Genomic DNA, 14911 nt, shown 5'->3' with positions numbered 1-14911 from the left:
AGGAGGGCAGTGATGGCAGGTAAAGCTGTTTCAATTGCGCGTGTGTTTACGCGCGCAACGCAGGGTATTGAAGCGCCGCAGGTCTCGGTGGAAGTCTGTTTGGCGGGTGGGTTACCGGGTTTCGCGGTGGTTGGTTTGCCACAAGCGGGGGTACGAGAAGCGCGCGACCGGGTGCGTTCGGCGATTCTCGCCAGCGGTTATAGTTTTCCCAAAGCGACAAAAATCACAGTCAACTTAGCGCCGGCCGACTTACCCAAGTACGGTGCGCGATATGACCTTGCTATTGCCATCGGCATTTTGGTGGCTGACGGACAAATCAGCGAACGTGCAGTTGCTGGTCGCGAGTTTTATGGTGAACTAACACTCAATGGCGATTTGCGTGAAGTCACGGGTATTCTTCCTGCAGTATTGGGATGTCGCGACGAAGGTCGTGAAGCGGTTATACCGCTCGACAATGCGGAGGAGGCTGCTGCGTTAACAGTGCAACAATGCGTTGCGGCGATTAGTTTGCGCGATGTGTTTGAGCATTTAACCAGTCCGCCGCCGTTGCCCTACATTAAACCGTCAACCGCAAAACCCCAACTCACGCCCCATGGTGATATCGCCGATGTGATTGGACAAGAGCAAGCTAAGCGAGCGTTGTTACTTGCTGCCAGCGGTGGTCATCATATTCTTTTTGTGGGGCCACCGGGCACTGGCAAAACCATGTTGGCGCAACGCTTACTCGGGTTATTACCACCATTAGATGAACGCGATGGGCTCGATGTGGCCGCCATTCGTTCGGTCAGCGGCACGCTTCGCAGTGCACATTGGCAGCAACGGATACTTCGTGCGCCGCACCACTCCTGCTCGGCGGCGGCGCTTGTCGGTGGGGGCTTGTCAATTCCCATAATAAATGCTAATTTCTCACAATAAGTGCTAACAAATTATTTTGAGTGAACCTTTCTACAGGTCTTATAAAATCAGGGGTAAAAATCTCGACTCTGCGAAAGATCCTTTTAGGATATAAGAATCACTGTGTTTTCGGTGCTATTAATTGGTAAAAGGTTGAGAGAATGTTTTTGTTAGGTCGGATGGTAATTTTCTGGTTGAAGCTCTCCTTTGCTTTGATAATCAATTTAATTATCTGACGAGCAAAGGAGGTCTTCATGGTCTCAATAAGTGTGAGATACTCATTATAAAAATGAGAAATCTTTTCGATTTTTATTTGATAGAAAAATGACTACATAAACTTGTTAATACTCAAATGCAAGCTGCAGCTCCACAGTCTGAACCGCTAGTTAATGGCACCCAAGAAACGGAACTAAACTGTTTTCTAACTTCAACGAATTTCCCTGATTCACTATCAACAATGCGGGCGACGGTTCCTATTGGTTGTGAGCCATTTTGGTTTTCCCAATCCTGCATATCACCAATTATATTTAGTTGATCTATGAATTCCTCCCAAACTTGCTCTTTTACTGCTTCACAAGAACGATCACACTCTATGGTCGGTCCGTCGAAATCATTCACATCAAAATAACTTAGTGCGGGGTCGGTCGGGTAATTAATGTTCTGCTTTGCTGAAACGTATCGATTCAGGCGCAGAGCTAACGTCATTGTCATATCAAAAGTTCGATAAAATTTGCGAAACTTGTCAACATCAACACCGGCTCGAGCAGCCAATAATTCTGTTTCAATTTCATAGCGTTTAGCTACTAACATTAATCGCTGGCTGTCGAGACTCGCGTAAGGTTCTGCTGCGAAATTAATTTTGGCAAGCACTTCATTATCTGAAAGTGAATCAAGTTCTGAGAGGGTAAATTTACGAGATTGAAAGTCTGATATAACTTTAAATGCTTGGTTTAGCTCTTCTCGGGAGAAGCCCACCGTAGATGCCACAAGTAGCATTACTTCTGCACCTGGATCTGGTCTTGGCCTTTCTTTAGCATCCGCAGGAATAGAGCCTAGTAATGACAGTATTGTTATTAGTGATATTGATACACGTCGTAACTTCATTATGGATAATCCTCATCGCCGACATAATTTAGCTCTAATAGCAGTAAATCCAGTTAAAAAAATGTAGTATTTGAGTTGATAGTAAGTGATGTGTATGGGGTTGTCAACTTTCAAAGATATTTTGAATGCGACAACCTTTTTTTTCAGCGAGTTTCTCACAGGATCTGCGAAATCCCACAACTAATGGAATAATGACGAAATAGCTGCAACTAATTAGATTCGAAATAGCAGTACTCACAAGCATCTCAAAAAAGAAGTTTGCGGGAGCGCTTGCATAGCACGCTCAGTATTTAGCTGTTAAAAATGCTAATTTAACTACCCAAATTGATGCTAAAACCTTTAGCAATGATTCTTGTTTTTTGTGTCAACTCCCATAATAAATGCGAATTTTTATCATAAATGCGAATAAATTATTTTGAATTAACAGTCTTTAAAGGTCTATAAATACTGACTTTCAATTGTTCGGCATGGATGAGTAAGTTTTTCTGAATTGAAATTTAGGTACGTATTGCGGATTTTATTGGCTGTGAGATTTTTTTAGAAATTATTGCTGTTATTAAGTTCTTAGTGCGGTACAAAGTTTTGCTTTGCACCGCGTATCATAGACTGCGTTTCTATATTGGTTGCTGCAAGTTTCCGCAGCATTGACGTACTTATTGTTGTGATGTGTAGAAATGAAAAGCCCCCAATAACTGGCGTGTCCAGCTTTGAGGGCTTAATTTAAATCGCTAACTAACTTGAGAGGGACTGCGATTAATTCCACCACACCAGTGTAATAGGAACGTCGCCACCGGTATATTCAAACTCAACACTAACCAAACCACCACTGTCGGCTATGGCAACAAGCCCATCACAGTCAACGTTTTCGGCACACAAGAAATCATACTGGTAAAATGCATATACGCCAGCTGTTTGCTCATTTGCGGTAAATGGATTTCCTTCTAATGTCACTTCGTTGTACACGTAGCTTGTGCCAATTGCGTCGGGTTGTGAACTAATCACTTCGACGAGCTCGATAGATGTCGCACTGCCATCAGCGACATTATCCGTATCGACATCTTTTTCAATAACGCGTAATTCATAAGATGTACCAAATTCATGTTCAAACCCGATAATACTATCGGTAAACATTTCTCGACCACTGCCGGATGTCGCGGTAGCTGCTAATGGCGGCGTGAATTGAATTCCTAATCCATAATAAACAGGTGTTGACTCGACGGATACATTAAATTCTGTTCCTTCGTCAGAATCACTTGACCCCCCGCAACCCAAAAGCGTTGCAGCGATCACGATGGGAAAAATTCTCGATACAATTTTAATTGTCATTATAGTAGACCTCTTTTACATGCAAGGTGAGTAATATTGAATATAGAAGGAGTTTGAAGGCAGCGAACATTCTCCATTGGCATTACATGCCAAGACTCGAACATAGCCAGACGAACTCAAATTAACAGATGTTGAAGTGTCAAATGTTTGTTTAATTTCCATCCAATAATTCGACGAACTAGAACTACTTTCAATTTTGTAAAATTCCGCTCGGTTTATGGCATCCCATTCAAGAAATGCACGCCCTTGACACATTGCGGGATAGCCTGACAGTGTCGGAGATTGCAGTGCTCCGTACATTTCATGTAATGACGCCTTGTCGACGCTTGATAGCTTATTGCTGCCAGTACTTGCGGCCGGATTCGAATTAACTGTAAGCATAGGTTCGCTGGTGTCGTACACGAAACTTGAATTACTCGTGAATCGACCATAATGCATGATGGACTTAAGATCATAACTTCCAATATGAGTCACTGCAGGGTCGCTAAAAGAATATTTATCAAAATTATGATGATGTTCTGGTCTTATATTTGAATAATTTACCGTAATGTAACTATCACGGTCAGCTCTAGTGTGCATGTGATAAAACCCTAAAGCATGCAATATTTCGTGGACAATAACACCCACATGGCTTTCTGCTGTTGTTTGACAATATGAGGCGAGGCTTATTGTCTGCCGACCACCAATCATACCTACTTGTGAACTACATAAATTGTTTGTTGAAGGAACGAATTCGATGTAGTTTGCGTGACCGTTTCGCTGAACAAATTTGACGCCAGAATCAGCTTCAATTTGGTTTATTGCTAATTGAACCGCTGATTGGACTTGACTGGTGTTTGTAAAATACGAGCTAACTGTATAGGGTACAACGCCATTCGGCCATCTAAATGAGTCACTAGAAATAACGACGCTTTGAGGTTCGAAACTTGCACCTTCTAACCCCGAATTTAGAGCTTGTGGCTGAATTAATTCATTGTTTTCATCGATATAGCCAACAAAAATATCTCCTTCAAAATAAGCACTATTCTCTACGACGGTTAAAGAAACTTCTTTTTCTTGTATACCTTGTAACGTCTTAAAGCTAACGTTTGCAGTTATCACTTCCGTTTTTTGTTCTTTTTGTCTTTTGCTACTGCTGGTGAAATAAGACTGGTGATGATTATTACGAAAATAAACTTTATCAAGTATCCCTTTAACATAAATATCCCTTATTCTTCTATTTTGGGGTAGGAAATTACTATTTATCCTGCGCTCGTCATATTAAGTGTACTTGCGCTGAATCTGATGTACCTATAAGCATAATGGCATTAAAAAAAATGTTAAATTAAGTAAGTGCAAAAGTGATAGTTATTGTTATGCAACTTAAAGTCAACACACACAATGTAAATTTACGCAATAAAAAGAAATTTTTCTGGAAATTATCACTGGCTTGTTGTATCAAAGTTTTAAATTGTTAAATATTTTGTGAAGGATCACTTAAGCATGACTGCTTTTCCTCGCTTGCTTACTGTAGCCTTTGCTTACCTACTTTGTTCTTCAGCCATTGCTCAAACGACGGTGACATTAAAATACGATGCTAAAGGTCGATTAATATCAGTTGATAATGGCAGTGCATTTATTGAATACGCCTATGACAAGGCTGGTAACCGTGTCGCCGTTGGCAACGAGCGATTATCAGGCTCAGCGGAGCCGGTTATCACCAGCTTTAATGTCACCAATATTGCGTCGGGATATGGCGAAAATGCGACAGCCAATTGGGCTTCATCCAACACCTCATCATGTGAAATCACGTTTGAAAACCAGTTTCAACAACACCAGGGCCTACCAAGCTCAGGGACACTTGCGCTTTCTATATATATGTCCGGTGCCGTTTTTCTCACATGTACGAACGGCAGTGACAGTGTTCAAGAAAGCGATTACGTTATCCATCAACCCGGCAGTGAAATTACGCCCTAGCCACATAAGGACATGAAGTGATGAAAATATGGATGCAAGGCATTGTTTTTGGCATTTATATCGTTGGTCTAAGCGCGGGTGTTGCTCACGCCGAAGAAGAGCAAGTGAATATCAAACCACTTAATGTGACTCCAGATGTTAACCAGGTGGACTTATTAAGTGGCCGTTTCTTTCCTGAGTTACCGAAACTTGAAATTCCTGCGGCGCCTCGGTTAACCTTTCACACCCTGCAACAATTTGATAGCAAAGTAATAGGCACATTGTACTCGACCAACACCCAGCGGGAAGAATCGTTCTCACTGACCTTTGGTGGCAAAACGTCGGAATACTTCAAGTGTGTTTCTACCGATTGTCAGCCGCAACAAAATACGGGCTCGACATTCACAGGTCGGGTTGGACAATCGCTTTTTCGGTATACCCAGGGGCAAACGGGCATTAAAGTTGCCTACTCCTCGCTTAGCTCATACTTTGATTATTCTGGCGAGCCATTTGCGACCATCAGCGCCCAGTCTACTTATTACGCAACCTCAATTATTTATCCAGACGGTGAAGTGATTACGATAACGTACGACAAAGCGACGTTATCCCAAGTCACGTACCACCGACCAAGCCGGGTGACATCGAATGTCGGTTATGAGCTGGTTTTGTCGTACTTCTCCAATGACATTAATACCGGTGCTTCGGGGTGGAGCAAGCTCAAGCGTGCTTATATTGCCAAATCAAGCGCCCCGTCGGTTGCACTGGCTGAGGCTGATTACAGCGAAACGGGGAAGTTTACCGATTTAGGCGGACAGTTGTGGCAGTTCACCGGGTTTAGTAATGCGCTTGGAGCCAATGATTTTGCGAAAAACTTTACGCTTAAAACGCCGCAAGATGTTCAAAATAATGTAACCGTCACGAGCGCAACCCGCAGTTATGCTGGGATTTCTCATAATAATTTCGTGTCATCGGTTACGCGCAGCGGCCAAACATATCAGTACAACTATACCGTGGCCACTGGCACAGGGTACGAGCCCCGCGAGCAATTCACGAAATTAGTTATCACGGGTCCGGAGAGTTATCTACGCACGTTGGAATATTATGTGTGGGGTGGACTCAATAAGCGCCAACTGGTCAAGTCCGATACAGATGCGTTACGGAATAAAACGCAATACACCTACACGTTGAATAGTCGTATTGATACGGTGACGTTCCCAGAAGGCAACAAAATAAAATTCAGTTATGACCATCACGCGAACATCACGGAGAAGCGGCAAATTGCCAAGCCTGGCTCTGGTTTAGCCGATAAAGTTGAAACGGCGGTTTATCCGACGACATGTTATGCGATTGCATGTTTTCGCCCCATTTATACGGTTGATGCACAGGGCAATCGAACGGACTATACGTTTTCAGATGAGCATGGTGGGCTACTCACGAAAACCGAGCCTGCCGATTTAAACGGTCAGCGACGCTTTACGTCCAACACGTATACACAAATTAATGGTATTTACCGCCTAACCAAGCAGACAGTGTGTGTGGTCGGGCAATGTGGTGGAGCGCAAGCACAAGTTACCCTTTATACGTATTGGGAGAACACAGGCCTCATTAAAATCAAAACCATCACCAATGCGGCGGGCTCTCCGACCCAACAATTTACTTATCATTACGATAATGCGGGTCGTGTTGTTATAGAAGATGGTCCACTAACAGGAACCGATGATGCAACGTATTACTCTTATGATGCGTCCGGCCGTTTAGTCTGGCAAACCGGCGCGAAGAACGCTGCGGGTTATTTCGCTGCAAAACGTCAAAGCTATCCGAGTGCCACAAGACGCTATCAATTAACGGAAACGGGTACGGTGACGTCACGTTCAAGCACGAGCTTGACGCTCGATGTTGCGACCAATGAAGTCTTAAACAGTGTGAACCAAGTCATCCGCAAAGAACTGTCTGCACCAACAACCATTTCGCGATTATGGCAGTACAGCTACGATGGACGCGGACGCCTGACCTGTGAAGCCGTGCGTATGAATAGCGCGGCATTTACACAGCTTCCAAGCTCAGCGTGTACGCTTGGTGTTGAAGGAACGCAAGGCCCTGACCGTATCACTCGCACAGACTACGACCGCAATTCACAGGTTGTTCGGACGGTAAGCGGCCTTGGTAGCGCAGTTGAATCGACTGAGCGAGAAATGACCTATGCGCCAAACGGAACGGTACTATCTGAAAGCGATGGCAAAGGTAACACAACGTCCTATAGTTACGATGGTTATGACCGGTTGTCGCAAATCACATATCCAAATAGCACGTATGAGCAAAAGACGTACGACAGCAACGATAACTTACTGACTCACCGCAAGCGCGATGGCCTCATATTACGCTACACCTACGATGCAAAAGGGCAAACCAAAAGTTTAGTTATTCCCAATGAATCGACTATCTATTACAACTACGATGGATTGGGTCGTGAAACCGAGGTGGTTCGTGGAACACAAACCACGAGTTATAGCTATGATGGTCTAAGTCGACTCGCTCAGTTAACCACCAACGGTCGAACACTGAGCTATCAGTACAATGCTGCGAGTCAGCGTACACGGCTTACCTTCCCTGATGGTTTTTATGTTACCTATCATTATGATAACGCCGGTAACCTGACCGAGATACGACAGCAAGGAAGCACCACGATTTTGGCCAACGCTTATGACCGAATTGGGCGAGTTAAATCCATCAGTCGTGCCGGTGGTGCCAGTTCAACCATAAGCTACGACCGAATGAATCGGTTAACCCAGTACACCCACAGCGGTGTTACCACGAATAATTACACGTATAATCCGGCCAGCCAATTGGCGCAGCGTTCGGTTACGAATGTTAACCACCAAATTCAAGTGCCGACGCTTGCAACGGAATCCTACACCTCAAATAACTTAAACCAATACACCCGCGTCAGTGCTGGTGGCGTCAGTAAGACAGTCAACCATTCAACAGCGGGTAACTTAACTGGGTTTGATGGGTGGAGTTACCAGTACGATAACCAAAACCGGCTGAAGCAAGCCTCGAAGTCCGGCACCACGGTCACACTCACCTATGATGCAACGGGGAAACTCAATAGCACCACGCATAACGGCAGTAAACTGACTTACCTCTATGATGGTGATGAATTAGTGGCTGAATACAATAGCAGCGGTACCTTGCTGCGGCGTTATATTCACGGCACTGGTGTGGATGACCCGTTGATTCGTTACGACGGCACGGGTACCAGCAGTCGCCGTTATTTACACAGTGATGAGCGTGGAACCATCATAGCTGAAACCACCGCCACTGGTGGAATACTCACGAGTCATAAATATGGGCCATATGGCGAGCCGATTAACGGCAGTACCTCACGTTTTCGTTACACAGGTCAAACACTCATTCCTGGTACCCTGCTATACTACTATAAAGCACGGGTATACCATCCGAAGTTAGGTCGGTTCCTGCAAACTGATCCTGTGGGTTATGAAGATGGCATGAACTGGTATGCCTATGTGGGCAATGATCCTATAAATCTAAATGACCCATCAGGCAGAAGTGCTATGGTAGCTGCGTGTGGTGTAGGGCCAAACCCTGTATGTGTTGCTGGGCTTGCGACACTTGCAGGAGCAGCTATTTATTATGGTGTAAGAGGGACACTAGAAGCGATCAATACTCACAACCAGGGGGCAAAAGATGCTGATCTAACTCCAGCACCAGAGGGAGGGATGGACGGTTGGATATATGGCCCAGAAAATGATCCAAAAATTAATAATGATGGAAGCACAGGTCCTAATACGTGGACAACGCCAGATGAATATGGTTCTCAAGATGAAGCGCAGGATAAATTAGACCCCTTTAAGCCCCTCACAGGTAAAAGACCTGTACATATACCGGGAGGCACGCCAATTAAAACAGGAATCACCCCTGGCGGTGAGGGGCCTTACAATGGTTCTGGAGGTGCTAATGAAGTACTTGTTCCGGGAGGGTTGCCTGCGGGGGCGGCAGGTGAATGGAAACCGCTTAATCAAAATAGAAAAGTTACTTGTATTGGGAGTAGAATAAAAAGAAATAGCTGTTGATTAAATACGCGCGACAACGACAAAGGTTAAGAAATGAAGATTTCATATTTAGATCTAGATTTAATAAAACGGGATGGGCCTTTTGATGAGTTCAAACAAGATGTAAGTGTAGTAAGTGTTGAGCTGAAGTCAGGCGAACAATTCCACCAAATATTGCTGATGTATCCCAATGAAATAATTGGAATGAAGGGCATGTCCTCATTGCCTTTTGCTGTTAAAGAGGTAAATAAGGTATTTCAAACGAAAGATGACTTATCAACAAGGGCGGATATGTCGTGGGTATTTCGTTAATCAATAGAGTGAGAAAAATTGAAATTCATCGAAGAGCTCAAACTCGCTACTGAGTAAGCTTATTTTTTGAGGGCCTCCAAGGCTTTCAAAAACCACTAGGGAACCATCTTCTAAAGCATAAACATTATTAACCCAGTTTTCCGTCTGATACCTAATGTCCTGAGTGATGAGTCCTTAACTGTCAACACATACTTCCTTGATTGTATAACGCTGCACCTCGTCTGGAGAGCTCTTGTCCACCCAGTAAGCGCAATTGCCAAATGACTCGAATATCACAGCGCTTAAATCAGGGGGAGTCTTCAGTCATGTAGATGACATCAAACATATCGCTTTCTATGCGGTTAATGTCAAATCCCACAATTAATGCAAAAATCCCGAAATAGCTGAAATTAATTGAATTTAAATGACAGGCTTTAGAGGCCTTTTAAAATAAGGGATTTCGAGCTCTATCGTATGCTGCTAGCAAAAAAATAGTTGGAATTGCTGCTTTAAACCCCCAAATTTATGATAAAAATTTCTAGTGAATATTTTCGCTTTCTGTGCAGGATGCTTAATTATTTTCTGCTCAATCGTCTTAATGCTGATTAGTTGAATGGCTCGATATTTGTCTTAGGATTATTCTGTGCTACGGTTGTTATCCATGGAGTGCATTCCTAACTAGTCATCTGGAGGCTGTATGGAGCTGCGTATATACACGCCGGTAGCAGGGCCTCAAGATATTTGGTCCGAACTTGACCTTCCGACTGAAGACGCTAAGTTGCGCGAGCAGGTTTCCAAAGGTTTTTCGATTAGGCTTTTCAATTCACTGGCTTCCATATTAGAGATGCACCCAAAAGCGATGCGAGAGACTCTGAAAATACCCCTCACAACTTTTAACCGTCGACGAGATACAGGTCGCTTTACGATGAAAGAAAGTGACCGGCTATACAGTCTTATTGAAACTATCTTTCGCGCGACCGATTTATTTGAGGGTGACCGCAGGGCGGCTGTCGAATGGATGAATAAAAAGGCCCCCGGTCTTGGTGATAAACGGCCAATTGATATGCTGGACTGTCATGCGAACACACAGGCTGTTCTCGATCTTATAACCCGCGTTGAATATGGGGTCTACTCCTAAAGCTGTGGTGTTAACACCTGTCGAACCCCACAACTAATACAAAAAACGAAATCGCTTTAATAGTCTCTTTTTAAAACGGACACTCAATAGTTAAGCTCCCTGTACGTTGTGCCGCGCTATTTTTTTGCGATACTGCATTTGAGGATTTGAACACCACGACGAGAAAACTAACCACGCTCTTGTCACGAAAGCCATCAAAAAGTTTGATGGCTTTTTTATACACTTTATCCAATGGTTATGGCGAAGTAATTATCAAGAATTAGTGCGCATCGGTTATCTTCAACACGAACTGTGCACTCGACGCTTGGTATGTGCTGGCTGAGACCGTAAAGGACGTCTTTGGTGAACCATCCCCTTTCAGCAGTAGTTGTTTCAGGATGCTCAATTAGATAAAAATCCAATATGCACCCAAATGGAGTGCGAGATACATCGAGTAGCGTCAAGTATCCTTTTATATACATGAATCTAATGTAATCGATAATGTTTCGCCCGTGTGTTGGCACTCTCATTCGCTGACCATCCATGAGATATTTTGCTTGAGGCAACAATTCGCTAAACATCTTTTCGCGCTCATCGTTACTATTTACTGAGTCGTCAGCTTTCTCAGTTAGTGAAACGCTAGAAAGATACCTACGCTTATCTATGGCAGAAAGGCTAGATGAAAAGCTGTGGGAACTAAGCATGGCTATATCTCCATCTAATTTAATTTCAGCGGTTTTCATATTTTCGTTCTTTAAGCAACTAAACGTGTTGTGAAGCCCCCTCTATCCTGATATCACGACATGGGAAAACAATAGTGGTTTATGCGAGCTGCATGAAATAGCTTTGAAAGGTCACATTAGTGGGTTTAGTTCATTTGTGTTGTAGTATCACTTAATCAGTCTAATCTTGTATCGAGTGTTGAAGGATGAAACCCATGTACGGAAATGCGTTAACGTTCGACCCGACTCAATTCCGAGCTGCCCATGACCAAGCGACACTTGACGACGATAAAGTGGGATTTAAGGCTGCCGTTAATATCCTAGAGTTATGGAAGTTTACTGATGCTGAAAAAGCAATCGTTCTAGGCGATTTTTCCAATGCAACCTTTCGTAGAATTAAGGGCGGTAATTTGGTCCGAAAACTGACGATAGACCGCCGTACTCGGTTTTCATTAATTTTAGGTATTCATAAGGCATTAAGAACGATGTTCATTCAGGACCAGCATCGGCTAGAATGGGTTAAGAACAAAAATCGAGCTTTCAACGATCATTCGCCCAAGGAGTTGATGCTCTCTGGCGCACTTATCGGTCTACATGAGATTCGTCGCTACTTAGATTCCGCGCTAGTGTAAATTTCACCCTCCAGACTCTCTTTAATGTCTTGGAAGAGCGCAGGTAAAATTGCTGTGTTACTGTATGTAGTAGCTTGGCTGTTTTTTATAACGAATAACTTCTTAGCACTCACTGTCTTGCCGATGCCCTCGTTTATAGCGATGAATCATCCAACATCGTACACCACATTATGACATCACCAATACAACCTACTTATCGTTCACTGCTATAGTTTGGCTAGTAGAGCCAAGGAGGGCAGTGATGGCAGGTAAAGCTGTTTCAATTGCGCGTGTGTTTACGCGCGCAACGCAGGGCATTGAGGCGCCGCAGGTCTCGGTGGAAGTTTGTTTGGCAGGCGGGTTGCCGGGCTTTGCTGTGGTTGGGTTGCCACAAGCGGGGGTGCGAGAAGCGCGCGACCGCGTACGTTCGGCGATTCTCGCCAGCGGTTATAGCTTTCCCAAAGCGACAAAAATCACAGTGAACTTAGCGCCGGCGGATTTACCCAAGTACGGTGCGCGATATGACCTTGCTATTGCCATTGGTATTTTGGTGGCTGACGGACAAATCAGCGAACGTGCAGTTGCTGGTCGCGAGTTTTATGGTGAACTAACACTCAATGGCGATTTGCGTGAAGTGACGGGTATTCTTCCTGCAGTGTTACGCTGTCGCGACGAGGGGCGTGAAGCGGTTATTCCGCTCGACAATGCGGAGGAGGCTGCTGCGTTAACAGTGCAACAATGCGTTGCGGCGATTAGTTTGCGCGATGTGTTTGAGCATTTAACCAGCCCGTCGCCGTTGCCATACATTAAACCGTCAACCGAAAAACCCCAACTCACGCCGCATGGTGATATCGCCGATGTGATTGGACAAGAGCAAGCCAAGCGAGCGTTGTTACTTGCGGCAAGTGGCGGTCATCATATTCTGTTTGTCGGGCCGCCAGGTACCGGCAAAACCATGTTGGCTCAACGCTTACTCGGGTTGTTACCACCGCTAGATGAACGCGATGGGCTGGATGTGGCCGCCATTCGTTCGGTCAGCGGCACACTACGAAGTGCCCATTGGCAGCAGCGGATTCTTCGTGCGCCGCACCACTCCTGCTCGGCGGCGGCGCTTGTCGGTGGTGGCTCACCACCGCAACCTGGTGAGATTTCATTAGCGCACCGCTCCTTATTGTTCCTAGACGAACTGCCGGAGTTCGCTCGGCATGTTCTTGATTCATTGCGAGAGCCGCTCGAATCCGGGCATGTCACCATCAGTCGCGCCGGTCATCAGGTAACTTATCCAGCGCAATTTCAATTAATCTGTGCGTTGAATCCATCGCCGTGCGGTCACTTTGACGGCACGTTGGCTAGCGCTCGTGCAACACCTGATCAAATTATGCGTTATTTGGGCAAGCTTTCAGGACCGTTATTAGATCGAATCGACATGCAGGTAGATGTGCCGCGACAGCCCGATGTGTTGAAGCAACAACATCAGCAGGCTGATCCAGTCACACCTGTTTGGCGTGATTATGTGCGTGAGGCGAGAGCGACGCAACTTGAACGTCAGGGCTGTTTGAACAGTGAACTGAAACCAAGCCAACTGGCGGAATTTTGTAAGCTAGATGACGATGACCATCAGTTTTTAGTGGCTGCGATTGAGCAATTTAAACTGTCGCACCGCGCCTATCATCGACTGTTGCGATTAGCCCGTACCATTGCTGATTTAGCTGATGCCGAGATGATTTCTCGAACCCATTTGGCCGAAGCGCTCAGTTTTCGAGCGCTCGACCGTCTGTTACAGCAATTACACGCGAGCTAGGGCTTGCTTAAATAATGTCAATACTTGCTCGACATCGGAACGCGAAATATTCAAATGGGTCACAAGACGCATGCGTTGTGAACGTGCGGTTAAAACGCCGTTTTCGCGTAAGTAATCGCTTACTTTTTGGGCTGCTTCAAGGTTCGCAAAATTCACATACACCATATTGGTTTGCGCTGGTTCAACCTGCAAGTCGGTATGCTGAGTAGCAAGTTCAGCCAAACCATCATGCAGCAACTGCGCATGTGCGTGGTCGTCGGCAAGTCGCTCAATGTGATGATCTAACGCATGATCCATAGCGGCCGCAACAATACCGGCTTGGCGCATGCCGCCACCGACCATTTTGCGCCATCGGTGCGCGCGTTGAATAAACTTTTTGGTGCCGACTAACACGGAGCCAATTGGTGTACCGAGGCCTTTTGAAAAGCAAATGGACACACTATCAAACGGCGCTGATAGCTCAGCTAGTGACAACCCAGTGGCAACACTGGCGTTAAAAATTCGGGCGCCATCAAGGTGCAACTTCAGGCCATGCTTGTCGCATAATCGTCGCGCTTTCAACATGTAATCCTGGGGAATGACGCGGCCTGTATGGGTGTTTTCTAACGACAATAAGCGCGTGATTGGAAAGTGTGGGTCATCGGGTTTGATGCGTTTTTCAACCGCACTCAAATTCAGTGTACCGTCCGCTTCAATTTCAAACGGCTGCGGCACAATACCGCCAAGTACTGCGGCGCCGCCCGCCTCATAACGGTAGGTATGGTACTCTTGCCCAACTAAATACTCGTCGCCGCGTTGGCAGTGACTGAGCAACGCAAGCAAGTTGGTTTGTGTACCGCTGCTGGCAATTAATGCCGCTTCTTTCCCGGCGAGTTTGGCAACCCGTTGTTGCAATGCATTGATGGTTGGGTCATCGCCAAAAACATCGTCACCGACAGGGGCTGCAGCCATGGCGGCGCGCATTGCGGCGGTTGGTTGGGTGACTGTGTCACTACGTAAATCAATCATCGAAGCGAACCCTTCTACTCAATTTGAAATGA

General features: G+C 45.3%; 12 protein-coding genes. 7 read left to right on the top strand and 5 right to left on the bottom strand.

All coding sequences use genetic code 11. The features are described 5' to 3' along the window. Positions 1 to 12: 12 nt before the first annotated feature. Positions 13 to 915: a magnesium chelatase domain-containing protein gene (locus LG272_RS01260; protein ID WP_404409110.1), complete on the top strand. Its 903-nt coding sequence runs from the start codon at positions 13 to 15 to the stop codon at positions 913 to 915. Between the two features lie 327 nt (positions 916 to 1242). Here LG272_RS01260 and LG272_RS01255 read toward each other — a convergent pair whose 3' ends face one another. From LG272_RS01255 to LG272_RS01245, 3 genes are all read right to left on the bottom strand, one after another. Beyond that, positions 1243 to 1998, bottom strand: a complete 756-nt coding sequence (locus tag LG272_RS01255; protein ID WP_404409108.1) for a hypothetical protein — start codon at positions 1996 to 1998, stop codon at positions 1243 to 1245. Positions 1999 to 2751: 753 nt separating this feature from the next. Continuing rightward, the gene (locus LG272_RS01250) at positions 2752 to 3324 is read right to left on the bottom strand and encodes a DUF4377 domain-containing protein (protein ID WP_404409106.1); all 573 of its coding nucleotides are present in this window, start codon (positions 3322 to 3324) and stop codon (positions 2752 to 2754) included. 15 nt (positions 3325 to 3339) lie between these two features. Continuing rightward, positions 3340 to 4425, bottom strand: coding sequence for a M12 family metallopeptidase (locus LG272_RS01245; protein ID WP_404409104.1), 1086 nt, complete (start codon positions 4423 to 4425; stop codon positions 3340 to 3342). A gap of 381 nt (positions 4426 to 4806) precedes the next feature. Between LG272_RS01245 and LG272_RS01240 the strand changes: the two genes are divergently transcribed. From LG272_RS01240 to LG272_RS01225, 4 genes are all read left to right on the top strand, one after another. Next, the gene (locus LG272_RS01240) at positions 4807 to 5280 is read left to right on the top strand and encodes an RHS repeat domain-containing protein (protein WP_404409102.1); all 474 of its coding nucleotides are present in this window, start codon (positions 4807 to 4809) and stop codon (positions 5278 to 5280) included. Positions 5281 to 5300: 20 nt separating this feature from the next. Then, positions 5301 to 9350, top strand: a complete 4050-nt coding sequence (locus LG272_RS01235; protein ID WP_404409100.1) for an RHS repeat domain-containing protein — start codon at positions 5301 to 5303, stop codon at positions 9348 to 9350. Positions 9351 to 9383: 33 nt separating this feature from the next. Further along, entirely contained in the window at positions 9384 to 9641 is a 258-nt protein-coding gene (locus LG272_RS01230; RefSeq protein ID WP_404409098.1) for a hypothetical protein, read from the top strand. Between the two features lie 676 nt (positions 9642 to 10317). After that, entirely contained in the window at positions 10318 to 10758 is a 441-nt protein-coding gene (locus LG272_RS01225; RefSeq protein WP_404409096.1) for an antitoxin Xre/MbcA/ParS toxin-binding domain-containing protein, read from the top strand. A gap of 224 nt (positions 10759 to 10982) precedes the next feature. On the opposite strand, the gene LG272_RS01220 is transcribed toward LG272_RS01225, so the two are convergent. Beyond that, a complete protein-coding gene (locus LG272_RS01220; RefSeq protein ID WP_404409094.1) occupies positions 10983 to 11480 on the bottom strand; it encodes a hypothetical protein in 498 nt (165 codons plus the stop codon). Between the two features lie 194 nt (positions 11481 to 11674). On the opposite strand from LG272_RS01220, the gene LG272_RS01215 reads away from it, so the two are divergent. After that, positions 11675 to 12091, top strand: coding sequence for an MbcA/ParS/Xre antitoxin family protein (locus LG272_RS01215; protein ID WP_404409092.1), 417 nt, complete (start codon positions 11675 to 11677; stop codon positions 12089 to 12091). Positions 12092 to 12332: 241 nt separating this feature from the next. Then, positions 12333 to 13871 carry a YifB family Mg chelatase-like AAA ATPase gene (locus tag LG272_RS01210; protein ID WP_404409090.1) on the top strand — a complete coding sequence of 513 codons (1539 nt, stop codon included), beginning with the start codon at positions 12333 to 12335 and terminating at the stop codon, positions 13869 to 13871. Here the strand turns inward: LG272_RS01210 and ltaE are convergent. Next, complete coding sequence (ltaE, locus tag LG272_RS01205) at positions 13857 to 14879, bottom strand: low-specificity L-threonine aldolase (RefSeq protein ID WP_404409088.1); 1023 nt, start codon at positions 14877 to 14879, stop codon at positions 13857 to 13859. The genes LG272_RS01210 and ltaE overlap by 15 nt on opposite strands. Between the last annotated feature and the right edge of the window lie 32 nt (positions 14880 to 14911).

Source organism: Pseudidiomarina marina (genome assembly GCF_044807045.1).
Lineage (GTDB): Bacteria > Pseudomonadota > Gammaproteobacteria > Enterobacterales > Alteromonadaceae > Pseudidiomarina > Pseudidiomarina marina.
The sequence above is the reverse complement of the archived record's forward strand: the minus strand, read 5'-3'. Positions and strand labels throughout refer to the sequence as shown.